The 20,979-nt window shown below is 68.5% G+C and carries 23 protein-coding genes; 11 read left to right on the forward strand and 12 right to left on the reverse strand.

Annotation, left to right across the window (positions count from 1 at the left end):
- Nucleotides 1–3: 3 nt before the first annotated feature.
- Together NMK44_RS42410 and NMK44_RS08460 are read left to right on the forward strand one after the other, a co-directional pair.
- A complete protein-coding gene (locus tag NMK44_RS42410) occupies nucleotides 4–750 on the forward strand; it encodes a GntR family transcriptional regulator (protein ID WP_254740002.1) in 747 nt (248 codons plus the stop codon).
- Nucleotides 751–1,520: 770 nt separating this feature from the next.
- Nucleotides 1,521–2,567: a DNA cytosine methyltransferase gene (locus NMK44_RS08460; protein WP_254740004.1), complete on the forward strand. Its 1,047-nt coding sequence runs from the start codon at nucleotides 1,521–1,523 to the stop codon at nucleotides 2,565–2,567.
- Here NMK44_RS08460 and NMK44_RS08465 read toward each other — a convergent pair.
- Nucleotides 2,541–3,212 carry a hypothetical protein gene (locus NMK44_RS08465; RefSeq protein WP_254740006.1) on the reverse strand — a complete coding sequence of 224 codons (672 nt, stop codon included), beginning with the start codon at nucleotides 3,210–3,212 and terminating at the stop codon, nucleotides 2,541–2,543. The two genes, NMK44_RS08460 and NMK44_RS08465, sit on opposite strands and share 27 nt — an antisense overlap.
- A gap of 331 nt (nucleotides 3,213–3,543) precedes the next feature.
- On the opposite strand from NMK44_RS08465, the gene NMK44_RS08470 reads away from it, so the two are divergent.
- On the forward strand, nucleotides 3,544–3,966 hold the full coding sequence (locus NMK44_RS08470) for a helix-turn-helix domain-containing protein (protein WP_254740008.1): 423 nt from the start codon (nucleotides 3,544–3,546) through the stop codon (nucleotides 3,964–3,966).
- Between the two features lie 12 nt (nucleotides 3,967–3,978).
- On the opposite strand, the gene NMK44_RS08475 is transcribed toward NMK44_RS08470, so the two are convergent.
- Both NMK44_RS08475 and NMK44_RS08480 read right to left on the reverse strand, forming a co-directional pair.
- Nucleotides 3,979–4,380, reverse strand: a complete 402-nt coding sequence (locus NMK44_RS08475) for a hypothetical protein (RefSeq protein WP_254740010.1) — start codon at nucleotides 4,378–4,380, stop codon at nucleotides 3,979–3,981.
- Between the two features lie 994 nt (nucleotides 4,381–5,374).
- Nucleotides 5,375–5,788, reverse strand: a complete 414-nt coding sequence (locus NMK44_RS08480; protein WP_254740012.1) for a hypothetical protein — start codon at nucleotides 5,786–5,788, stop codon at nucleotides 5,375–5,377.
- Between the two features lie 264 nt (nucleotides 5,789–6,052).
- Here NMK44_RS08480 and NMK44_RS08485 point away from each other — a divergent pair, with 264 nt between their 5' ends.
- Nucleotides 6,053–6,418 (forward strand): hypothetical protein, encoded by a 366-nt coding sequence (locus NMK44_RS08485; RefSeq protein ID WP_254740014.1) that lies wholly within the window; start codon nucleotides 6,053–6,055, stop codon nucleotides 6,416–6,418.
- A gap of 11 nt (nucleotides 6,419–6,429) precedes the next feature.
- Here the strand turns inward: NMK44_RS08485 and NMK44_RS08490 are convergent, their stop codons facing one another.
- The 3 genes from NMK44_RS08490 to NMK44_RS08500 form a co-directional block, all read right to left on the reverse strand.
- Nucleotides 6,430–6,834, reverse strand: a complete 405-nt coding sequence (locus NMK44_RS08490; RefSeq protein WP_254740016.1) for a pyrophosphohydrolase domain-containing protein — start codon at nucleotides 6,832–6,834, stop codon at nucleotides 6,430–6,432.
- 83 nt (nucleotides 6,835–6,917) lie between these two features.
- Nucleotides 6,918–8,180, reverse strand: a complete 1,263-nt coding sequence (locus tag NMK44_RS08495) for a cation:proton antiporter (RefSeq protein ID WP_254740018.1) — start codon at nucleotides 8,178–8,180, stop codon at nucleotides 6,918–6,920.
- Between the two features lie 3 nt (nucleotides 8,181–8,183).
- Nucleotides 8,184–8,654 carry a cation:proton antiporter regulatory subunit gene (locus NMK44_RS08500; protein ID WP_254740020.1) on the reverse strand — a complete coding sequence of 157 codons (471 nt, stop codon included), beginning with the start codon at nucleotides 8,652–8,654 and terminating at the stop codon, nucleotides 8,184–8,186.
- 283 nt (nucleotides 8,655–8,937) lie between these two features.
- On the opposite strand from NMK44_RS08500, the gene NMK44_RS08505 reads away from it, so the two are divergent.
- The 3 genes from NMK44_RS08505 to NMK44_RS08515 all read left to right on the forward strand — a co-directional run bounded on the left by NMK44_RS08505 (nucleotide 8,938) and on the right by NMK44_RS08515 (nucleotide 10,572).
- Nucleotides 8,938–9,360, forward strand: coding sequence for a hypothetical protein (locus NMK44_RS08505; RefSeq protein WP_254740022.1), 423 nt, complete (start codon nucleotides 8,938–8,940; stop codon nucleotides 9,358–9,360).
- Nucleotides 9,361–9,657: 297 nt separating this feature from the next.
- On the forward strand, nucleotides 9,658–10,080 hold the full coding sequence (locus tag NMK44_RS08510; RefSeq protein WP_254740024.1) for a TOBE domain-containing protein: 423 nt from the start codon (nucleotides 9,658–9,660) through the stop codon (nucleotides 10,078–10,080).
- 66 nt (nucleotides 10,081–10,146) lie between these two features.
- Nucleotides 10,147–10,572 (forward strand): DnaJ family domain-containing protein, encoded by a 426-nt coding sequence (locus tag NMK44_RS08515; RefSeq protein WP_254740026.1) that lies wholly within the window; start codon nucleotides 10,147–10,149, stop codon nucleotides 10,570–10,572.
- Nucleotides 10,573–10,611: 39 nt separating this feature from the next.
- Here NMK44_RS08515 and NMK44_RS08520 read toward each other — a convergent pair whose 3' ends face one another.
- Complete coding sequence (locus NMK44_RS08520) at nucleotides 10,612–10,998, reverse strand: VOC family protein (RefSeq protein WP_254740028.1); 387 nt, start codon at nucleotides 10,996–10,998, stop codon at nucleotides 10,612–10,614.
- A 282-nt stretch (nucleotides 10,999–11,280) separates the two neighbouring features.
- Between NMK44_RS08520 and NMK44_RS08525 the strand changes: the two genes are divergently transcribed.
- The gene (locus NMK44_RS08525; RefSeq protein WP_254740030.1) at nucleotides 11,281–12,258 is read left to right on the forward strand and encodes an ATP-binding cassette domain-containing protein; all 978 of its coding nucleotides are present in this window, start codon (nucleotides 11,281–11,283) and stop codon (nucleotides 12,256–12,258) included.
- Nucleotides 12,255–13,154 carry an ABC transporter permease gene (locus NMK44_RS08530; protein WP_254740032.1) on the forward strand — a complete coding sequence of 300 codons (900 nt, stop codon included), beginning with the start codon at nucleotides 12,255–12,257 and terminating at the stop codon, nucleotides 13,152–13,154. Before NMK44_RS08525 ends, NMK44_RS08530 begins: the two co-directional genes overlap by 4 nt.
- 46 nt (nucleotides 13,155–13,200) lie before the next feature.
- Here the strand turns inward: NMK44_RS08530 and NMK44_RS08535 are convergent, their stop codons facing one another.
- Nucleotides 13,201–13,947: a VOC family protein gene (locus NMK44_RS08535; protein ID WP_254740034.1), complete on the reverse strand. Its 747-nt coding sequence runs from the start codon at nucleotides 13,945–13,947 to the stop codon at nucleotides 13,201–13,203.
- Between the two features lie 295 nt (nucleotides 13,948–14,242).
- On the opposite strand from NMK44_RS08535, the gene NMK44_RS08540 reads away from it, so the two are divergent.
- Nucleotides 14,243–15,520, forward strand: a complete 1,278-nt coding sequence (locus NMK44_RS08540) for a cytochrome P450 (RefSeq protein ID WP_254740036.1) — start codon at nucleotides 14,243–14,245, stop codon at nucleotides 15,518–15,520.
- 82 nt (nucleotides 15,521–15,602) lie between these two features.
- Here NMK44_RS08540 and NMK44_RS08545 read toward each other — a convergent pair whose 3' ends face one another.
- Nucleotides 15,603–15,977, reverse strand: a complete 375-nt coding sequence (locus tag NMK44_RS08545) for a nuclear transport factor 2 family protein (protein ID WP_254740038.1) — start codon at nucleotides 15,975–15,977, stop codon at nucleotides 15,603–15,605.
- Between the two features lie 97 nt (nucleotides 15,978–16,074).
- On the opposite strand from NMK44_RS08545, the gene NMK44_RS08550 reads away from it, so the two are divergent.
- Nucleotides 16,075–17,991 (forward strand): S9 family peptidase, encoded by a 1,917-nt coding sequence (locus NMK44_RS08550; protein WP_254740040.1) that lies wholly within the window; start codon nucleotides 16,075–16,077, stop codon nucleotides 17,989–17,991.
- Here NMK44_RS08550 and NMK44_RS08555 read toward each other — a convergent pair.
- From NMK44_RS08555 to NMK44_RS08565, 3 genes are all read right to left on the reverse strand, one after another.
- Entirely contained in the window at nucleotides 17,909–18,754 is an 846-nt protein-coding gene (locus NMK44_RS08555) for an SURF1 family protein (RefSeq protein WP_254740042.1), read from the reverse strand. The two genes, NMK44_RS08550 and NMK44_RS08555, sit on opposite strands and share 83 nt — an antisense overlap.
- A 71-nt stretch (nucleotides 18,755–18,825) precedes the next feature.
- Entirely contained in the window at nucleotides 18,826–20,076 is a 1,251-nt protein-coding gene (locus NMK44_RS08560) for a hypothetical protein (RefSeq protein WP_254740044.1), read from the reverse strand.
- Nucleotides 20,073–20,648, reverse strand: coding sequence for a SigE family RNA polymerase sigma factor (locus tag NMK44_RS08565; protein WP_254740046.1), 576 nt, complete (start codon nucleotides 20,646–20,648; stop codon nucleotides 20,073–20,075). The genes NMK44_RS08560 and NMK44_RS08565 overlap by 4 nt, the downstream gene beginning before the upstream one ends.
- Between the last annotated feature and the right edge of the window lie 331 nt (nucleotides 20,649–20,979).

The raw sequence follows: 20,979 nt of genomic DNA on the forward strand, positions 1-20,979 counted from the left end.
CGGGTGCCCAAACGCTACGAGTCCATCGCTGAAAAACTCCGCCAGAAGATCCACGCGGGCGACCTGGCGACTGGCGCTCGGCTCCCGGCAGAGACAGCGCTGGCCGCGGAGTATCGGACGAGCATGCCCACGATGCGGATGGCCCTCGGCCTCCTCCAGGCGGAGGGGCTGATCGAGAAGCGCCACGGAAGCGGGAACTACGTCCGGAAGGCGGTGAGCCTTGTCGAATACGGCAGCGACCAGGACATCGGAGGAGCGCCCACCACGGCGTGGAGCAAGACTGATGCCCCCGTCGAGACCATGGTCAGCATGCGCGAAGTCGACGCGGCCGATGACGTAGCCGCACTCATGAAGGTGCCACCTGGCACACGCCTGGTCGAGTACGTCCACCGACGCCAGCGCCACAGCGAACCCAGCCCACACGGCCTCTCACGTTCGTACGTGCTTCGCGAGCTCATGCAGAGCACCCCACAACTACCCTCCGCCAGCCAAGCTCCGTGGAGCGTTCTTCTCCACAGGCAACTCGGCGCCGCGAGTATCACTCTGGACCGCATCGAGCAACGTCTGTCAGCCCGCCCGCCGACCATCGAAGAGGCGCGAGACCTGGGCATCGTTGGCGTCGGAGTCTCTGTGCTGGCAATCCAGCGCGCATCCATCGACACCGAGGGACGAACGGTCGAGGCATCCCTCGTCGTCCTGTCAGGTAACCGAGCGGTGGCTGTCGTCACCACCCCAGCGGCCTCACGCTGACAGCCGAGGTTAAGGCGGTCCTGTCAGTAGAGGACTTACTGATTGGACCGCCTTCTCTGTGCTCTGACCGCCGCCATCCGGCTCAGTTGGTGGCTGTTGAGTTACCACCTGCTCTGCGACATCAAGGCGGCTCGCCGTGCTCGCCGCGCGCACAGCAGGCAGCCACCTGAGGCCAGAGAAGGAGTACGTCGTGGCTAAGGCGGTCGGCTCCACGGCTTTAGGCAGCCACTTTGGGGCGAGCCTCTAAGATCATGGCCCCAACGTCGTGCTTTGCCGGGCAGGTCCACTACCTGCCCGACGCGCCGCAAGCTTACGGGACCATGATCACTCGCCCCAAAGCAGCTCCACCGACCTCGGGCATACGCCATGCGGTTCAAGCGGACTAGCTACATAAGAGACTTCGAGAATCCGTTTGCCAGGCAAGCATCAGCTTCCCCATGCAGTGCGCAACATCACATCTCCGCAATCAGCACATCCGCGCCACCCGCAACCATCCAAGACACGAGCATCTGCGCAGGTCAGAGCCTTGTATAGCCACGCAGCTGACAAACTACCCCTGGTCTCGTAGGATGCACGCCATGCCTGAGCGTCCCAGTCAGCCACATAGCCTCTTCGACCCTTCTGCACAGTCCGACGAGGCAGAGGGACCAGTCGTACCGAGCAGAATCCGCACCGTCTATGCCCATCACCAGCCTCGCGACCTGACAGAAGCGCAAAGAGAAAAGTTTCGCAAGATGTCACGCGATTCTCGCGAAGCACGACGCTCCGCTATGGCTGGCGAGGGCCCTGAACCCATTCACGAGATCAACGTGCCTAAATATCGGCCGCTGGATCTCATGCCTCTGCGAGAGGGAAACAACCTAAGCGCTCTTTCGCTCTTCAGCGGCGGTGGCGGACTTGACCTCGGAGTGGAACGCGCTGGCTTCAATCACACAGCGTCATTCGAGCTCATGCCAGAAGCCGGCGACACTCTGCGGAAAGCTCGCGACCATTGGGCCGTCTTCAGCGGGAACGAAGAGGGCGACGTCCGAGGCGTCGACTTCAAGCAGTGGCGTGGGAGCGTCGATCTACTGCATGGCGGCCCTCCATGTCAGCCGTTCTCGAACGCAGGCAGGCAGCAGGGCCACCTAGACGAGCGAGACATGTGGCCCCAATTCGTCAGGGCGGTGAAAGAAACACGCCCAGCGGCGTTCATCGGGGAGAATGTACCAGCTCTTGCGAGTCTGAAATTCTCGGAATACGTTTCCGAGAACATTCTGACGCCACTCTCGGGTAGCTACCGCATTCAAAAGATCATTCTGCAAGCGAGTGACTTCGGCGTACCCCAGGTAAGGCGTCGGGTGTTCTTCGTCGGCTTTCGGACGAAGAAGATGGCCGACTCCTGGAAAGCGCCGGAGCCCACCCACTACTGGGGCGACGCGTCCATCATGAGGGGACAGCGCTGCATGGGGCTTCGCGAAGCACTTGGACTTCCGGATATCGGAGTCGACGACCTGTCGCCAACTATCCGGAGCAGCTTGACAGGCCCGCGCCACACAACTTCGATCCTTAACAGTGTGGCCGCTCAGCGAAAGTTTGCGAGTCTAGAAATCTGGCCTAACGGAGTGGCCGCCGACCGGGCCGCGGCGCGAGCCTTTGTAGCCAAAAACGGCCACTTCCGCCTCTCTGTTCCAGACGTGGCCCTTATCCAAGGGTTCCCCGAGGACTGGCCATTCGTAGGAGCCACCTATATGGCTTTGGGCCAAATCGGCAATGCCGTACCTCCACCCCTCGCCTACGCAGTTGCTTCGTCAGTGCTGAAGGTACTCTCGCACTAGGCGTCGCAATTGAATCGCTGGCTCCGTGGTGATTTTCGGGAGCTTCTCAATGTACGAAAGTGGGATGTGAGGGTTGTTGAGTGTCGCACCACGCGACATCACGTAGTAACAACGCTCGCGCATCAATTCCACCATGCGATCCAACGAGTAGCGGATCTCTCGCCCGACGGAAAGGTCCGCTTCGTCGATGTAGCGCGCGGCCGACCATTGCTTCTTCATGATCCACTTGGCTTCATCTTGGGTGTAAAATTCTTTCTCGCCAAGCAATCGCACGACCGAATCGGTTGAGATGCCTCGTACCGCATGCTCCGCCACCTCTACATCGGGCCGTACATAACGTTCCTTGCTAGAGATCCAGGGAGCCATATCATCCGGCGACGCGTAGTAGCTGTACAGCAGCTTAGTCCCTGTGGGGTTGTAGAAGCCAAAAATCCAGTGCATATTCTGCCACTTGGCAAAGTGATTCGACCCCAGGTCGCGGACCGTCGACACGCCCTTACTCGTCGCAGACTTAAGCTCGAACGCCACCGTATGTCCGTCGACGGTCAAGTAGGCGTCGACGTCCGATCTTTTGCGGTCCTCAGACACCTCAAGGTTGAATCGGTCAACCATCTGGTTCTCGCGCTGGTCATCCTGGACACTCATGATCGCATCATGGCACCAGGCGAGAGCCGATGTGGCACCAGTTGGCATTCGCACCCTATGACCGCTTCATCCATTAATAAGGGCCAGGGATGCGTGGTTGAAGACTCAGTGGCGCCGTTCCAATCGGGCGCCTCCAAGGCCAAGTCGGCGCGCGACGACGATGAGTCGAGTCGGCGATCCGCAGCCGGGCGCCGCCTGACATCTCGGCCCACTCCACACAGCGCCTCGATGCGCTGTCGCGACAAGACAGGTACGCATGGACGGCCAGAGAGGCCTGGCGCATGTGTAACTTATTTGATACGCTTCCCAGCGAAGAAGGAAGGAGAGGTCCATGGCAACCGAGCACGGAGCCTTCTGGGACGATCTTGCAGAGGACTTGCAAGACCCCGAGTTCCTACGGCAGTACGTGGTCGAGTCGATCCGTATCGCCACGATCGACCAGATCGTCAACACGCTCGACGAGGCTCGAGATGCAGCCGACCTCTCCAAGGCTGCGCTAGCTCGTGCGATCAGTGCCGAGCCGGCCGTCGTGCGGAGACTCTTCTCAGCGAAGCATGTCAATCCCACCCTCGGCACTCTTGCTGAGGTCGCAGCCGCTCTTGGAATGCGGATCACCCTAGAACCGCTACCGCAGGCCGAACGGCAGTCGATGACCGACCCCCTCCTGGAGGGGCGGTCGGCAGACACTCGTGCGCTCGCGAAGCACCTCAAAGAGCTTCGCAGCTCCAAAAAGCGCTCACAGGTAGCCGCATAGCAGCATGTCGCGTCACTGAATGGAGCGGGGGTTCCGCTTCAGGTACTCGACCCCAAGGTCTCGGACAGTCCGGTAGTCGCGCACCGACAGAGCCGTACGGAACGGCTTATCTAAACCAGTGACTACAACCAGCAAGGGCTTCTCGACCTGCTCCGCTTCGTAGTCGAGCAAGCAAAACAGACGGTAGTGGTGTCGCCGGGGGCCATCAACCCGCACCTCGTACCAGCTGGCCATATCGCCCCTCATGGCTTCCCAGTACCCTCCCCCAGCGAAGCTCTTCGGGGGTGCTGCCGCCACGGCCGCGAGCACCGCGCGCATTTTCACGCGCACATTGGTCGGGCACTCACGCAAAAACGCGCGGCCCGGTGAAGCCTGCTGAGGATCCTCCTCCACATGGCGCTGGAAGTACACCACGTCATGCTCATCGTCACTGGAAGGTCCGGTCCGTATCTGCGATTTCGCCGCACCTCTCGGCGAGGACCGGCGACGGCTACGTGGATCAGGAGTCACAGGACAATGATCTCTTAACAGTCAATCACTTGTGAAGGTCTCGTGCACTTTCAGTAAACTTCACAAGTGATCAATTAACGCATAGCCCATGGATCTGCACATTTCTGCAGTCGTCTGAGGTTGCGAAAAGTGTATGAAGTGCCTAAGGACAGGCTCGAGCGCCACGGACAGTGTGTGGACTGGCCGAGGGATTCGACCGAAGAGTGTTGCTCCCACCAGCGAAGATGGCTCTAGCCGCCACGACCTCCGGAGCCGCGTGCGCCACAAGCTGACGCTGATGAACTATGCGACGGCTCCGGCGACGTGGATGGGGTGGGCAAACCGCCCGTGGGACTGCACTGATACGTGCCAATCCCGCACCCGGAACGGCACCTGATGAGTGTCTAACTGCGTGACAACGACGACGGACAACCACGCACAACCATGGACATCAGCGGACCATCAGCACAGGTGAAGAGCACAGCAGTCTAAGGACAGCCTCCATCCCTAGTTGCTTCGGGACGAAGAGGTCGTGGGTTCAAATCCCGCCACCCCGACTGAAGGAACAAATCAGGGCCCCTCTCATACGAGAGGGGCCCTGATGCGTTGTACGAGAACGACGATCCCGGGCGGCCTGGGACCGCCGCCGCTCATCACCACCCCGCGAAGACTTCCTCACCGAGCCCGAACGCGTCCCCGAACCGTGACATCCGCGACGGACAGCCGACCGAACGGCGACCGGCCGATGACCGCTCCGGGTGAGGCTTCGGCATGACGTCGCGACCGCCCTGGCTATGTGCTGCTGAAGGAGCGAGGGATGCCCGCCCTCGATCGGGGCGGCTTTCCTGAGTCAACCGCCGCCCGGAGGATGAGGGATGAGGCCCCGGCCCGGGAGGGGGCCGGGGCTGCTGTCCAAGGGTTACGCGGTGGGCAGCTTGCCGGCGCGGGTGTGGACCTCGCCCATGAAGTCCGAGTCACGGGAGTTGAGCCGGTAGACGTTGATCCGGACCTTGTGGCCGTCCTTCACGTTCACCTCGCAGGCCTTGTACGAGCTGGTCTCGCAGGTGCCCTTCTTGCCGCCCGAGGTGGCGTCGTAGACCTCCGCGTAGATGTAGTGGCCGTCCTTGCTGCGGTCGTCCACGGTGACGATCTCGGGGCCACCGGAGGAGTTCCGGGGCTCGAAGATCACCATGGCGCGCTCCTTCCCGCCCGACGAGAAGTAGTCGACCGTGTTGCCCCCGGCGTGGGCGGTGCCGACGCCTGTGACGAGTGCGAGGCCGATGGCCACCGCCGCGGTGCCGCCGATGCGGGCGAACGAGGGAAGGTGCTTCATTTCTCTCCTGGTGCCGTGTTCCGCCAAATGCGGGCGTCACTCGATCACATGGGCATCACTGCCATCAATCTCAATTCGCTGAATCCGAGTTGGGGAGCCGACGCTCCTGTTGCAGAACCGGACCAGAGAGAGAGCCGTTCCATGAACCACACGTCCGAAAGGTGGCTGTCCCCGGCCCGAGCGCGCCGGATAGGAAAGGCGCAGCGCCTGGCCGGATGCCGACGACCGTCGGCGCGGACACCGGCGCCGACAAGGAGACCCGACGTGATCCGTACGCGCATCGCCAGTCTCGCCCTCCTGACCGCCGCGGTCACCGCCTTCGGGATGGGGACCGCGAGCGCCGCCCCCGGTGACACCTTCACCATGTGCGGCAGCCAGCTCACTCCCAGCGGCCATGTGGACACCCAGTGGTGGAACAGCGCGGGCTGCGGCTCGGGCAGCTTCAATCCCAACACCAAGCAGGTCAAGCAGCTCACCGGCTACCCGATCGGTACGCAGGTGAGCGCGTGCGCCTCCACCTGGCCGCCGGCGGGTTGGACGATCACCAACACCTACTACAGCGGCGGCTGCCGCTATTCGGCCGTGCCCAGCTTCGACCCCAACACCTGGACGCTCCGCAAGACGTCCTGAGCGCGGGTGGATCAGTCCTCCGCGGCCCGCCAGCCCTGTTGGCGCAGTACCGCCGAGACGTCCGGGGCCCGGTAGTTGTCGCCCTTGAGGACCTTGCCGTCGGCCCGGAGGGTGGGACGCCCGTCGGGGCCCAGTTTGGTCATATTGGCTTGGTGGATCTCGGCGATCACCGCGTCGAGGTCGATCCCGTGCACCAGGGCCGTGCCGTACGCGACGTAGACCACGTCGGCCAGTTCATGGGCGAGGTGGGCGAGGGTGCCCTCGGCTGACGCCTCGGCGACCTCGGCGAACTCCTCCGCCAGCAGGTCCTGCCGGTGGGCGGCCACGTCGGCGGGGACCGCGGTGGGGGTCGTCCGGGCGTCGAGACCGAAAGCCAGGTGGAAGGCGCGGACCAGATCGGCGGGAGAACGATGCACCCGCCGATCGTACGCGGCGGGGCCGGAACGGGGTCTGGATCAGCTCCCGTTCCGGCCCCGGCTCGTTCAGGCCCCGGCCCCGTTCAGGGGCGGCCGAGCGAGTCGTACTCGTCCGCTGCCGCCTCCCGGGGCTCCTCCGCCGCGGCCATGGCACCGCCCTCGGGTGTCACCGCCGCGCGTCGCGCCGTGCGGCGGGCGCTCAGATAGGAGACCAGGGGTTCGGTGCCACGGGCGGTGATCGGGCCGAGCACCACCAGGATCAGCACATATGCCGTGGCCAGCGGGCCGAGCGACGGCTCGATCCCCGCGGTGACCGCGAGTCCGGCGATCACGATGGAGAACTCACCACGGGCGACCAGCGTGCCGCCGGCCCGCCAACGGCCGCGGGAGGAGATCCCGGCCCGCCGGGCCGCCCAGTACCCGGTGGCGATCTTCGTGCAGGCGGTGACGACGGCCAGCAGCAGTGCGGGCAGCAGCACCGGCGGAATGCTGGCGGGGTCGGTGTGCAGACCGAAGAAGACGAAGAAGACCGCGGCGAACAGATCCCGCAACGGACTGAGCAGATTATGTGCCCCTTCGGCCACCTCTCCGGAGAGCGCGATACCGACCAGGAACGCTCCCACGGCCGCCGACACCTGGAGCTGCTGGGCGATTCCGGCCACCAGCAAGGTCAGGCCCAGCACCACCAGCAGCAGCTTCTCGGGGTCGTCACTGGAGACGAAGCGGGAGATGACCCGGCCGTACCGGACGGCCAGGAAGAGCACCAGTCCGGCGACGCCGAGGGCGACGGCCAGGGTCGCGCTGCCCGCGGCCAGGCCCGCCCCGGCCAGCAGGGCGGTGACGATCGGCAGGTAGACGGCCATGGCCAGGTCCTCGAGGACCAGGATGCTGAGGATCACCGGGGTTTCGCGGTTGCCGAGACGGCCCAGGTCCCCGAGGACCTTGGCGATCACGCCCGAGGACGAGATCCAGGTGACTCCGGCCAGCACCACCGCGGCCACCGGCCCCCAGCCCAGCAGCAGGGCCATTGCGGCACCGGGCAGTGCGTTGAGCGCGGCGTCGACCAGCCCGGCCGGGTACTGCGTCTTGAGGTTGCTGACCAGATCACTGGCGGTGTACTCGAGTCCGAGCATCAGCAGGAGCAGGATGACGCCGATCTCGGCGCCGATCGCGACGAACTCCTCGCTCGCGCCGAGCGGCAGCAGTCCGCCCTTGCCGAAGGCCAGACCGGCGAGCAGATAGAGCGGGATCGGGGAGAACTGGAGCCGTCCGGCCAGCCGTCCCAGCAGGCCGAGGCCCAGGATGACCGCACCGAACTCGATGAGGAAGACGGCGGAGGAATGCATGGATCACTCCCGTCCGAGTATCGCCGCGGCCGTCTCCACGCCTTCGCGGGTGCCGATCACGATCAGGATGTCCCCGCCCGCCAGCCGGAAGTCGGGGGTGGGGGACGGGATGGCGCCGGAGCGGCGCAGCACGGCGACGATCGAGGCGCCGGTCTCGGTCCGCATTCGGGTCTCGCCGAGCACCCGGCCGTTCCAGTGCGAGGCCGAGGCCAGCTCGATCCGCTCGGCCACCAGGCCCAGTTCGGTGGTGGAGAGCAGGTTCGGACTGTGATGGGTCGGCATCAGGGCATCGACGAGCGATTCCGCTTCCTCGGCCGTCAGTCGGGTGGACAGTGCGCAGGCGTCCGGGTCCTCCTTCCGGTACGCGCTGAGCGTGCGTCCGCCGTCACGATGCGCGATCACCGACAGACGCTGGCGTTCTCGCGTCGTCAGGTCGTAGCGCACACCGATCCCCGGCAACGGCGTACTGCTCATCCGCGGAGCGCCCACAGCTGATCCTCCTCCTTGCCGCGCCCTCGGCGCGGAGCCGTTTCTGCCATCCTGGTGAATGGTAAAGAATACGTAATGGCGCGGCGGTGGCCAGGTCCGATGACAGCGCTCCGGCGCGGCCGGGTCACGGCAGTGGTCGGATTCCGGGCACGTCCGCGCCGCGGGAGTGGTTGGCTGTCGAGAGCGGCCAGGGACGGGCGCGGCGGTGACGGGTGCGGCTGCCCGGCGGCAAGCCATCAGGCGGCGAGCCATGAGGAGGACGGCGACCATGATCGAGTGGAGGCATCTCAGCTCCGGTGTACGGCCCGTCCCCCAGCCCGTCGCCACCCCGGTGATCTGGGTCGCCGCGTTCGTCGGAGCGCTGCTGCTGGTGGCGGTGGTCAACTTCCTGGGCGGCCACGGCCGCCCCGGTTTCGCGCTGATCGCGCTGTCGCTGCTGGCCGCGCTGCTGGGGCTGTGCGCGCGGTTCGTGGCGGCACCCGGTACGGCGGCTCTGTGCTGGCTCTTCCTCAACGCCTTCGCCATCCCGCCGTCGGGGGAGCTGACCTGGGCCCAGGGCCGCGATACCGGCTGGCTCGCCTGTCTGTTCGCCGCGGCCGTCGCCGGAACGGCCCTCGCCCGGATCGTCAACGCCCGCGCCGGGTACCGCCGGATCACTCCCTACGGGCACGGCACCTGGCCGTCGGACTGACGCCGCGTCCGGCCGCGGGACGGTCCGAGGACACCCCCGGTCCGCGTACACCCACCTCCCGGTCCGAGCGCACCTCCCCGTCCGAGCACCCCTCCCGCCGCACCGAGCGCACCTCCCCGTCCGCGTAGACCTCCCGCCGGGCCGGGCACCTGCCTCGCGCCGCCCCGGCGCGCGCTTTCCGCCGGGTGGGCGTCGCCTCCCTCGGGATGCGCGGAGGGATGTCTAGGGTGGGGCCGTCAGCGGAGATCGCCACGGAGGCTCTCCCGGCCTTCGACTCCGCTTCCGGAGTGGTGACCCATGAGCCTCAGCATCCGCAATCAACTCCCCGCCACCGTCATCGCCGTGACCTCCGGCGAGGCCATGGCCACGGTCCAGAGCCGACTGGACGGTGGCCGGGTCGTGACGGCCGCGGTGACCCTGGGCGCCGTCGAGGAACTCGGTATCGCCGAAGGGTCCCGGGTCACGGCGCTGGCCAAGGCCACCGAGGTCGCGCTGGCCACCGGCGAGGTGTCGGGGCTCAGCATCCGCAACCGGCTGCCCGGCACGGTCGCCCGGCTCGTGCTCGGGGCGGCCATGGCCACCGTGGTGATCACGCTCGACGGGGGCGGGGAGCTGACGGCCGCCATTACCCAGGACGCGGTGCGGGACCTCGGTCTCGCCGAAGGCACCCGGGTCACCGCGCTGATCAAGTCGACCGAGCTGTCGCTCGCCACCGCGTAGCGCGGCTGTTCACCGTCTCGCCCCGACCGTGGCGCACGGCCGCCGGCGCGAGGGACACTGGGCCATATGACCGAGCGCAAGCCACCAGGCGTCAGCTTCGAGACATGGGCGGACCGGCAGATCCGCGAGGCGGAGGAGCGCGGTGACTTCTCCGATCTGCCGGGATTCGGAAAGCCGCTCCCCAACCTCGACCGCCCGTATGACGAGTTGTGGTGGGTCAAGGAGAAGATGCACCGCGAGAACCTCTCCTTCTTGCCGCCGACGCTCGTGCTGCGCAAGGAGGCCGAGGACGCGCTCGCGGCGGCGGCCGAGGCCCCGTCGGAGCGTGCGGTGCGGGAGTTGCTCGCGGGGGTCAACGAGAAGATCCGCGAGGCGATCCGCCGGCCGCCACCGGGCCCACCGCTCAATCTGGCGCCCATCGACATCGATGAGGTCGTCAGGGAGTGGCGGGAACGGCGCACGGCCGGCGGAAACGGCGATCCGGCCGACTAGTCAGCCGGCGGGACGGCTGCGCCGCCCCTTTCCGTTCCCCTACGCCTCGGTGTCGTACGGCTGGGTGATGATCTCCATCCCATGACCGGACGGGTCCATGAAGTACAGCCCGCGCCCGCCGTAATGGCGGTTGATCTCGCCCGGCTGCTTCTGGCGCGGATCGGCGTAGTAGGTGATGCCCTGCTCCCGGATCCGGGCGAACGCCGCGTCGAACTCCGCCTCGGAGATGAGGAACGCGTAGTGCTGCATGGTGATGGACTCGGCCGGAACGGTCGCGAAGTCCAGGGTGACGCTGTTGCTGGTCTGCACCGGGATGAACGGGCCCCATTCGGCACCGACCTCGAGGCCCAGGATGTTCGCCAGGAATTCGGCGGATTCCCGCTTGTCGCGGGCGTGGATGATCGTGTGGTTCAGCTCGACTGGCACGGTGGAATGCCTCCGTAAGGCAATCTCACGGGCACCTCCATGCCTCACCCGGCCGGTGATCGACACGCGATGCCGTGCCTTCGATACTAGGCGGCAACGATCTCCCGCGTCGAGGCCATGACCAACGGTGACCGATTCCCGCGCTCCGTAGTCCTGCCGCATTCGTATGACCCTCCCGGCGCGTGAGCGCGTCGCGCCCGGGTACTCCCGAAGAGTCCGCTTCTTCCCCCAATACCCCGCACCGCGTACCCCTCACCGCCCGTCCGCACCATCGGGAGCACCATGGCGACGATCGAGAACACCCGTCGCCCCGAGACGGTCATCCACACCGCCGGGCTGACCAAGATCTATCCCCATACGGACTTCGCCGCCGTGGACGGGCTGGATCTGGAGGTGTACCACGGCGAGATCTTCGGACTGCTCGGCCCCAATGGAGCGGGCAAGACCACCACGGTCGGAATGCTCACCACACGGGTCGTCCCCACGGCCGGTTCGGCGTTCATCGGCGACATCGACGTGATCGCGCATCCCGCGCTGGCCAAGCAGGTCATCGCCGTCGTGACCCAGCAGAACACCCTGGACCGCTCGCTCACCGTCTGGGAGAACCTCTACTTCCACGGGCTGCTGTTCGGGATGTCCGGCAAGCGGTCGCGTCAGGTGGCCGACCGGCTGCTGGAGCAGTTCCGGCTGTCGAGATGGGCCTCGTCCTCGGTGTACGCGCTGTCCGGCGGGATGGCGCAACGGCTGATGGTGGCCCGCGCGATCTTCCACCGCCCGGCCGTGCTCTTCCTCGACGAGCCGAGCGCGGGTCTCGATCCCCAGAGCAGGCTGGCGCTGTGGGAGATCCTGGACCGGTTGATCGCCGACGGTCAGACCATCCTGCTGACCACGCACAACATGGACGAGGCCGATCAGCTCTGTGACCGGGTGGCCATCATCGATCACGGCCGGGTACTCGCCCTGGGCACCCCCGCGGCACTCAGGCAGAGCGTGGACATCGACACCGTGGTGACCGTCCTGGCACACGGTGACACGGACGCGCTCGGTGAGCTGCTGACCCGCGACATCGCCGAGGTGGTCCGGGTCCGGCCGGTGGAGGGCGGGGTCGAACTCCAGGTCAAGGGCAATGACCGGCTGCTGCCCCGCATCGTCAACTCCGCGGAGAACGGCGGCTTCCGGCTGATCGACCTGTCCGTCAGCGCGTCCTCGCTGGAGACCGTGTTCATCTCGCTGACCGGAAAGGAGCTGAGGGACGAATGACCCCGGCGGGCGGGCGCCCCCTCTCCACCGCCGGTCCGCCGGAGGGCCCCATCGCCGTACGTCCCGGCCGGTCCGCGGCGGCGGCCAGCCGTTCCGCCCTGGCCGCGCTCATCCGGCGGGACCTCACCGTCCTGATGAAGAACTTCGGCGAATTCGTCGGCCGCACGCTGATGCAGCCGTTCCTGCTCGTCTTCGTCTTCCTCTATGTCTTTCCCACCATCGGACAGGGCGTCGGCGCCGGCGGCGGCCGTGCCGGGGAATCCGCGTTCGCCACCGTGCTCGTGCCGGGGGTGGTCTCGATCGCCATCATGTTCCAGGGAATCCAGTCGGTGGCGATCCAGATGTCGCAGGAATTCGGCTTCACCCGGGAGATAGAGGACCGGGTCCAGGCCCCCTGTCCGATCTGGCTGGTGGCGGTCGCGCGGGTGCTGTCCGGGGCGGCCCAGGGGCTGATCTCGGCGATCCTCGTCTTCCCGATCGCGGCGGTGGTGCACGCGCCCGGGGTCCACGCCGACCTGGAGGTCCACTGGTGGGTCGTGGTCACCCTGATCCCGCTGGCCTGTATCGCGATGACCTCGCTGGGGCTACTGCTCGGCACCTCGTTCGAGCCGCAGAACATCGGGGTCATGTTCGGGTTCATCGTGCTGCCGCTGGTGTTCCTCGGGGGCACCTACTACCAGTGGACCAAGCTGTCCCTCGTCCACGTCGGCGGATTCCACTGGCTCCAGATCCTGGTGCTGGTGAATCCGCTGATCTACATCACCGAGGGAATGCGCGCGGGACTCACCCACGCGTCCCATATGCCGCTCTACGTGGTCTATCCGGTCCTGGTGGGATTCTGTATCGCTTTCCTCGGCTTCGGTCTCCGGAATTTCCGGCGCCGGGTGCTCTCGTGATCACGCGCGCCGCCCACGGCCGAACGCACCCGCGCGGGCGCCCGTGTCAGCCGCGCGGGAGGGCCGCCACGCTGAAGAGCCCGCCCTCCGCATCCCGCAGCGCCGCGATCCGCCCGTAGGGGCTGTCGGCCGGCGGGGAGATCACCCCGCCGCCGAGCTCCAGCGTGCGGGCGGCCACCGCATCGACGTCCGCCACCTGGAAGTAGATGTGCCAGCGCGGCCGGACGTTCGGATCGGGAGCGGCCTCCAGGGCACCGCCGCGCAGCCCCGCCACCGCCTTGCCGTCGATGTGCAGCACCACCCGGTCGTGCTCGAACCGCACATCGACCCGCTCCCGCTGCTGTGCGTCCCAGCCGAAGACCTGGCCGTAGAAGAGCGCGGCGTCGAACGCGTCCCGGGTGCGCAGTTCCAGCCATACGGGCGCCCCCGGACGGCGCTCGCCCCACCAGGCGGAGGTGAGGTCGCCCTCCCAGATGCCGAAGACCGCGCCCGCCGGGTCGGCCGCCCAGGCCACCCGGCCGCTGCCGAACTCCAGCGGCCCGACCGCGACCGTACCGCCGCGCTCCTGGGCGCGCCGGGCCACCTCATCCGCACTGTCGGCGGCGAAGTACGTGGTCCAGGTGACCGGGAGGGTCATTCCCCCGGACGGTGACGACGCCGCGATGCCGACGGTCGGTACGCCGCCCTCGGTGTAGGCGATGGTGTAACGGCCGTGGCCCTGCCGGGTCGGCCGGAAGCCCCAGCCGAAGAGATCGCCGTAGAAGGCGTGCGCGCGGTCCGGATCGGCCGCCATGAGACTGACCCAGCACGGTGCCCCCTGGACAGCGCGGAATCTCTCCCGCAAGGCCGCTCACCTCACTCCGCCGTTCGCCGTGCTCCACCGTCGACGTCATCCGCGCACGCTGCATCGCACGGGCACCACGCCCGCTATCTCCACTTTCCTCCGGATCGGCGGACCTCGCCACCGCGCGGCCGGGAAGCGGGGCACCAGGGCCGGACGGGTCCTGGTGGCGTTGTGGCGTATCCCACCGGTACGGGCTGGGCGCCGGGGGACAGTCGCCCAGCGGCGGCAGGGCAGTATTGCGCCCATGTCGAATCTCCGCTCAAACATCGTCGCCTGGCTGGGTCGCCAGTATTTTTCGAGGATTCACAGGAACGGCTTCGATCTGTCCAAGATGTCGTTTCTCCCGGACGCCACCCTGGCCCCGCTGAGGCGCGATGGACTCGACCCCGTTGCCGATCTGGCCCGGACCAGGGCGAAGGAGCCCATCAGCAAGCTCCCTCTGCCTTTTGGGATAAATGCCTGGCTTGTCACCGGATATGACGAGACCAAGGCCGTCCTGGGAAAGGCGAAGGGGTTCAGCTCCGATTTCACCAACCTCGCCGAACGGAACATCGGGGTCGCTCCCCAGCAGAATCCGGGAGGTCTCGGCTTCAGCGATCCACCGGTGCATACGAGACTGCGACGCCTGCTGACGCCGGAGTTCACCATGCGGCGGCTCAGCAGGCTCACCCCGCGCATCCACGCGATCGTGGAGGAGCGCCTGGACGAGATGGCCGCCGCGGAGGGGCCCGTGGACCTGGTGGAGGCATTCGCGCTGCCCATCCCGGCCCTGGTCATATGCGAGTTGCTGGGTGTTCCGTACGAGGACCGGGAAGACTTCCAGCGGCACAGCACCGCACGGTTCGACCTGTTCGGCGGGGCGAACGCCTCCTTCGGCGCGATGTCCGACCAGCTCTCGTACCTGCACGGCATCGTCCGCAAGCAGCGCGAGACGCCGGGCGACGGACTGCTCGGCATGCTGGTGAAGGAGCACGGTGACGAGCTGGACGACCAGGAGCTCGCCGGCCTGGCGGACGGTGTGCTGACCGGCGGTCTGGAGACGACCGCGAGCATGCTGGCGCTCGGCACACTCATCCTGCTCCAGGCGCCCGACCAGTTCGCCGCGATGCGCGACCAGGACGAGATGGTCGACCGGTTCGTGGAGGAGCTGCTGCGCTATCTCACCGTGGTGCAGGTGGCGTTCCCGCGCTTCGCCCGCGAGGACATGGAGATCGGAGGCACCAGGATTGCCGCCGGTGACCTGGTGCTGTGCTCGCTCAGCGGCGCCAACCGTGACGAGCAGCTCGGCCCGGACATGGAACGGGTCGATCCGCACCGGCAGACCTCGTCCCACCTGGCCTTCGGCTACGGCATCCACCGCTGCATAGGCGCCGAGCTGGCCCGGATGGAACTCCGCGCGGCCTACCCCGCGTTGGTGCGGCGCTTCCCGGAGATGCGGCTGGCGGTCCCGGCGGAGCAGCTCTCGTTCCGGAAGCTGTCCATCGTCTACGGCGTGGACGAACTGCCGGTCGTGCTGCGGTAATCACCGTGGCGGGACACCGCAGACGCCCGGAGGCGGGGGAACGAGAGGGGGCGGAGGGGAACGGGAGGGCCGGGGACGGGAGTCAGAAGCGCTCGGCCATCTGCTCGCGCTCCAGCGGGGGTTCGTAGGGCACGGCCCAGAAGTCGGTGACGGTCTGGATCCGGCCGTCCGGCGCGGTGGTGAAGAAGCTGATCCCCTGCGTCTCCTCCTCGTCCACCGAGAAGCGGACCCAGGAGACCGCCTGGGTGCTGTCGGCGACGACGCGCTCGACCTCCAGGCTCCACTCCCCCAGGTGCTCGGCGTTGAAGCGGACGACGCCGTCGCGGCCGACCACGCGCTCGCGGGTCTGCGGCAGCTCGTAGCGGACGTCGTCGGCGAGCGTGGCCCCGAACGCCCGCCAGTCCCTGGCCTGGGCCGTTGCCCAGTACGTCTCCACGGTCGCGCTTATGTCGCCCATCGATCCCCCTCCATGGTGGTGCTGCCGTGCGTCCCCGTCGCGAACGTTATCCACAGGCGCGGGGGGATGCCAGCGCGGATCCCCCGGGCGGCGCAGAATGGGGGGCATGACTGAGAGCACGGAGTCCATGCCGGACTGGGAGAAGCGCTTCCGGGCGCCGCGAGTGAGCCTGCCCGACTGGGCCGAGGACGCCCCGGACCGCTCGCTGTTCATCTCGAACGCCACGGGGACGTACGAGCTGTACGCATGGGACCGGGCCACCGGCGCCCAGCGGCAGGTGACGGACCGGCCGAACGGGACGACGGACGGGGTGCTGACCCCGGACGGGCAGTGGATCTGGTGGTTCTCGGACACCGACGGCGATGAGTTCGGCGTATGGCTGCGGCAGCCGTTCGGCGGCGGCGCGGACGGGGAGCGGGCCGATGAGCCCGCGGCGCCCGGCCTCGAGCCCTCCTATCCGGCCGGGCTGGTGCTGGGCCGGGACGGCACGGCGGTCATCGGCCGGTCCACCGACGAGGAGGGCTCCACGGTCCATGTGGTGCGGCCGGGTGCGGCGCCGGAGGAGATCTACCGCCACCGGGAGTCCGCCGGGGTGGGCGACCTCTCCCACGACGGTTCGCTGATCGCGATCGAGCACACCGAGCACGGTGACGCGATGCACTCGGCGGTCCGGGTCGTGCGGCGGGACGGCACGGCGGTGGCCGAGCTGGACGACACCAAGGGCGGCACCGAGGAGCTGGGGCTGTCGGTGATGGGCTTCGCGCCGGTCGCGGGCGACACCCGGCTGCTGATCGGCCACCAGCGGCGCGGCCGCTGGGAGCCCATGGTGTGGGACCCGCTGACCGGCCGGGAGACGGCGCTGGCGATCGATCTGCCGGGCGATGTCGGGGCGGACTGGTTCCCGGACGGTTCGGCGCTGCTGATCGACCACAGCCACCAGGCGCGCGGCGAGCTGTGGCGGTACGACCTCGGCTCCGGTGAGCTGACCCGGATCGAGACACCGGCGGGCACGATCTCGGGCGCCTCGGCGCGGCCGGACGGCGCGGTGGAGTTCCTGTGGTCCTCGGCCGAGCAGCCGCCGCGGGTGCGCTCCACGAGCGGGCGGACCGTGCTGGACCCGCCGGGGTTCACGGCCCCGGTCTCGGTGGCGGTCGGCGACGCATGGGTGGACGGACCGGGCGGGCGGGTGCACGCGCTGGTGCAGAAGCCCGCGGGCGAGGGTCCCTTCCCCACCGTCTTCGACATCCACGGCGGGCCCACCTGGCACGACAGCGACGCGTTCGCGGCCGGTCCGGCGGCCTGGGTGGACCACGGCTTCGCCGTGGTCCGGGTCAACTACCGCGGTTCCACGGGGTACGGACGGGCGTGGACGGACGCCCTCAAGCACCGGGTCGGGCTGATCGAGCTGGAGGACATCGCGGCGGTCCGCGAGTGGGCGGTGGCCTCCGGGCTCGCCGACCCCGAGCGGCTGGTGCTGGCGGGCGGCTCCTGGGGCGGCTATCTCACCCTGCTCGGGCTGGGCACCCAGCCCGAGGCGTGGGCGGTGGGGCTGGCCGCGGTCCCGGTCGCCGACTACGTCACGGCCTACCACGACGAGATGGAGGCCCTGAAGGCGATGGACCGCACCCTGCTCGGCGGCACCCCGGAGGAGGTGCCGGAGCGGTTCCGGGCGTCCTCCCCACTGACCTATGTCGACGAGGTGCGGGCGCCGGTCTACATCTCCGCGGGGGTCAACGACCCGCGCTGCCCGATACGGCAGATCGACAACTATGTGGAGCGGCTGGAGCGGCGCGGCGCCCCGCACGAGGTGTACCGCTATGACGCGGGACACGGCTCGCTGGTCGTCGAGGAGCGGATCAAGCAGCTGCGGCTGGAGATCGAGTTCGCCGAGCGCCATCTGGCGCCCCGGCCGGGCTCCCCGAACGGCACAGCTAGCGCGTCGGCTTCTCCGCGGGGGTCCGCTCCGGCGGCGGTGCCGGGGACGGCATCGGCTCCGACGGCTCCGAGGGGATGAGGCCGAGCGCGAGGTCGCGGGCGGTCTCGGCCTCGCGCCGGAACAGCCGGAACCACATGAAGACCACGAAGCCCGCGAAGACGAACCACTCACCGGTGTAGCCCAGGTTCTGGAACGCCTTGAGGTCCAGTCCGGTGCCCGCCGCCACGACGGGGGGCACCGGCTCCAGGGCCCCGGGCGCCTCGGTGGCGGTGATCCAGGCGTCGTACACCCCGTACGGCACCAGATTCACCAGGGAGGCCGCGCTGATCATGCCGAGCTGGCCCTTCGGGAGCCCGCCGGAGCCCGTTCCGCCGGAGCCCTGGTGCTCGGTGGCCTGGAGCGCCCCGGTGACCGTCACCTCACCGGCCGGGGGCGCGGGCACCTTCGCCGTGGCCGCCTTGCTGTCGGCGTCCCCGGGAAGCCAGCCGCGGACCACGGGCAGCGCCCTGCCCCCATCGGTGCGCAGCAGGGTCAGTACATAGAAGCCGTCGCGGTCGTCCAGCCGCCGGTCGGGCACGAGGAGTTGGTGCTCGGTGTCATACCGTCCGGTGGCGGTCGCCCGCCGCCCCGCGGTGTCCTGGCTGACGGGCAGCAGTTCGCCCAGCGGCCGGGGCGCGGCGTGCTCGGCGCCGGACGCCCGGTCCTCCTGCTGCTCATGGGTGTCGACACGCGCCTCGAAGCGGCTGAGCTGCCAGCTGCCCATGAACAGGCAGAACGGGATAGCCAGCACGGTGAAGACGTTGATCACCCACCAGCGGGGCGTCAGCAGAAACCGATACACACCACCACGGTACGGGCCCCCGGGTACGGGTCCGGCGCCGCCCCCGGCTCCGGGGGCGGCCCTCGGTGCCGCTACGAGGCGGCCAGCAGACCGGTGCTGTAGACGGTCCCCGCGCAGGCACCGCTGACGGTCACCGATCCGGCCGCCGGTTCGCCCGCCTCCGGCGTATAGCTGACCAGCACACTCGCGGCCGGTGGTTCACCGTCGCCCGGGGTGCCGCCGGGCTCTCCCGTGCCGGGGTCGTCCTGGGGCGAGCCCTCCGGGTCGGAGCTCGGCTCGGGGGCCGAGGGGTCGCCGCTGGAACAGCCGCTGGTCCCCCCGCCGGACGCCGGGATCCAGGCGAACCGCACCTCGTACGCCTGGCCCGGCTGGAGGATCAGGGTGCCCGGCTGGGTGGCGGGGTCGGGCAGCTCGGAGGCCGCGTCGCCCGCCGTGTGGGCGACCTGGAAGACACGCGCCTGGTCGGCGCCGCCCTGCGCGCTCGGGGTGACGGTGCCGCCGCCCTCGACCGTGCACGCCCCGTCCGAGACGTTCGAGACGCGGAACGAGCCGTAGACCCGGCCCTCGGCGTCCGCGGTCCCGGCCGTCCCCGCGCCGCTGCTGAGCTGGGTGCGGGTGCAGGTGGGCGAGGTGGCGTTCAGCGTGCCCGAGGGGTCGGGCGCGGTACCGCCCGAGTCGCCCTCCGGGTCCTTGGTCGGCTTGTCCTTCTTGTCGCCGTGGCGCCGGTCGTGCTTGTCCGTCTCGACGCTGTCGGACGGCTTGTCGGGGTCCTGGCCGCCGCTGCCGCCGCCACGCTGGCCCCCGGCGGTCCCCGGGGTGCGGTGGCTGCTGGACGCGTTGGCCGGGCGGTCGTCGGTGCCGCCGCCGGTGGTCGCGACGTGGACCAGCGCCGGAATGGCGGCACCGCCGAGCACCACCGCCGCCACGGCCCCCACGAGGGCCTGACGGCGCCGGGTGCGGCGGACGGGCACGGCGCGCCGCAGATGCTCCAGGGAGTCGCGCGAGGGCGCGAGGTCGTCGACCGCGCGGTGCATCAGCAGTCGCAGCGCGACTTCGTCCATGTCGTCGGAGTGGGAGTCGGAGTCCGAGTCCGAGTCGGTACCGCCGAGCGGGGATCCACCGGCCTCCGGGTCACCTGTGCCACCCGCGCCGTCCACACCGCTCGCGGCGTCCGCACCGTCGGCGTCGGGCATATCGCCGCCCGGCGCGTCGGCGCGCGGCGCGGTCCCGTCCGCCGTCACCTCATCGGGTTCGGGCTCGGGCCCGTGTCCGTCCCGCCGGTCGGGGTTCCCCGGGTCCGGCTTCCGTGTGCTGTCGTTCATGCCGGAGCCTCCATGGCGACGCGAAGCGCCGCGATGCCACGCGAACCGTACGCCTTGACCGAGCCGAGAGATATCCCCAGCGTCTCGGCCACCTGGGCCTCGGTCATATCGGCGAAGTAGCGCAGCACGAGGACCTCGCGCTGGCGGCGCTGCAGTCCTCTCATCGCCTTGATCAGTTGGTCGCGCTCAAGCTGTTCGTACGCCCCTTCCTCGGCACTGGCCATATCGGGCATCGGCTTCGAGAGCAGCTTCAGCCCGAGGATGCGGCGGCGCAGCGCGGAGCGGGAGAGATTGACGACCGTCTGCCGCAGATAGGCGAGGGTCTTCTCGGGGTCCCGGACTCTCTTGCGCGCCGAGTGAACACGGATGAACGCCTCCTGCACGACGTCCTCGCAGGACGCGGTGTCGTCGAGCAGGAGCGCGGCGAGACCCAGCAGCGACCGGTAGTGGGCGCGGTAGGTCTCGGTGAGGTGATCGACTGTGGTGCCCGCTGCCATCGCGTCGTCAGTGTCCTCGCGCCCCGTCGTGATGTGCGCGGGGCGAGCAGCCGGCCATGGCGCGATCACCGGCATACCGCCCGGCGAGCGCCGCCGCGGGGGTTGAACCGCCGCGCCGCCGCGCCCAGGAACCGTTGCGATGCCGAATACCTCTGCCACGCCTGTTGGACACGCTGCCCCCTGTCAGGGTTGTACGCGAGAGGCACTGCGTTTGATGATGCATTGAATGCCCCCATACGCACCAACTCTTCCCCTATGCCCTGGTTTTCCACAGCGCCCCGCCAAAGGGCGGCTGGAAAGACGCTCCCCGCACGCCGCGGGTTGCGGCGTGCGGGGAACGAATTCGCCTGTCATGTCATCGGCCCAGGTCATCGGAGCCCGGCCGGTCACATGCGCACAGGATATT

The organism is Streptomyces cucumeris (assembly GCF_024295805.1).
Lineage (GTDB): Bacteria > Actinomycetota > Actinomycetes > Streptomycetales > Streptomycetaceae > Streptomyces > Streptomyces cucumeris.

Excerpts from the sequence above, each read along its gene's own strand:
- NMK44_RS08460 (WP_254740004.1), top strand. The coding sequence starts at position 1,521 with ATGGCTGGCGAGGGCCCTGAACCCATTCACGAGATCAACGTGCCTAAA.
- NMK44_RS08465 (WP_254740006.1), bottom strand. The coding sequence starts at position 3,212 with ATGAGTGTCCAGGATGACCAGCGCGAGAACCAGATGGTTGACCGATTC.
- NMK44_RS08470 (WP_254740008.1), top strand. The coding sequence starts at position 3,544 with ATGGCAACCGAGCACGGAGCCTTCTGGGACGATCTTGCAGAGGACTTG.
- NMK44_RS08480 (WP_254740012.1), bottom strand. The coding sequence starts at position 5,788 with ATGAAGCACCTTCCCTCGTTCGCCCGCATCGGCGGCACCGCGGCGGTG.
- NMK44_RS08495 (WP_254740018.1), bottom strand. The coding sequence starts at position 8,180 with ATGCATTCCTCCGCCGTCTTCCTCATCGAGTTCGGTGCGGTCATCCTG.
- NMK44_RS08500 (WP_254740020.1), bottom strand. The coding sequence starts at position 8,654 with ATGAGCAGTACGCCGTTGCCGGGGATCGGTGTGCGCTACGACCTGACG.
- NMK44_RS08505 (WP_254740022.1), top strand. The coding sequence starts at position 8,938 with ATGATCGAGTGGAGGCATCTCAGCTCCGGTGTACGGCCCGTCCCCCAG.
- NMK44_RS08510 (WP_254740024.1), top strand. The coding sequence starts at position 9,658 with ATGAGCCTCAGCATCCGCAATCAACTCCCCGCCACCGTCATCGCCGTG.
- NMK44_RS08515 (WP_254740026.1), top strand. The coding sequence starts at position 10,147 with ATGACCGAGCGCAAGCCACCAGGCGTCAGCTTCGAGACATGGGCGGAC.
- NMK44_RS08525 (WP_254740030.1), top strand. The coding sequence starts at position 11,281 with ATGGCGACGATCGAGAACACCCGTCGCCCCGAGACGGTCATCCACACC.
- NMK44_RS08530 (WP_254740032.1), top strand. The coding sequence starts at position 12,255 with ATGACCCCGGCGGGCGGGCGCCCCCTCTCCACCGCCGGTCCGCCGGAG.
- NMK44_RS08535 (WP_254740034.1), bottom strand. The coding sequence starts at position 13,947 with ATGGCGGCCGATCCGGACCGCGCGCACGCCTTCTACGGCGATCTCTTC.
- NMK44_RS08540 (WP_254740036.1), top strand. The coding sequence starts at position 14,243 with ATGTCGAATCTCCGCTCAAACATCGTCGCCTGGCTGGGTCGCCAGTAT.
- NMK44_RS08545 (WP_254740038.1), bottom strand. The coding sequence starts at position 15,977 with ATGGGCGACATAAGCGCGACCGTGGAGACGTACTGGGCAACGGCCCAG.
- NMK44_RS08550 (WP_254740040.1), top strand. The coding sequence starts at position 16,075 with ATGGGGGGCATGACTGAGAGCACGGAGTCCATGCCGGACTGGGAGAAG.
- NMK44_RS08560 (WP_254740044.1), bottom strand. The coding sequence starts at position 20,076 with ATGAACGACAGCACACGGAAGCCGGACCCGGGGAACCCCGACCGGCGG.
- NMK44_RS08565 (WP_254740046.1), bottom strand. The coding sequence starts at position 20,648 with ATGCCGGTGATCGCGCCATGGCCGGCTGCTCGCCCCGCGCACATCACG.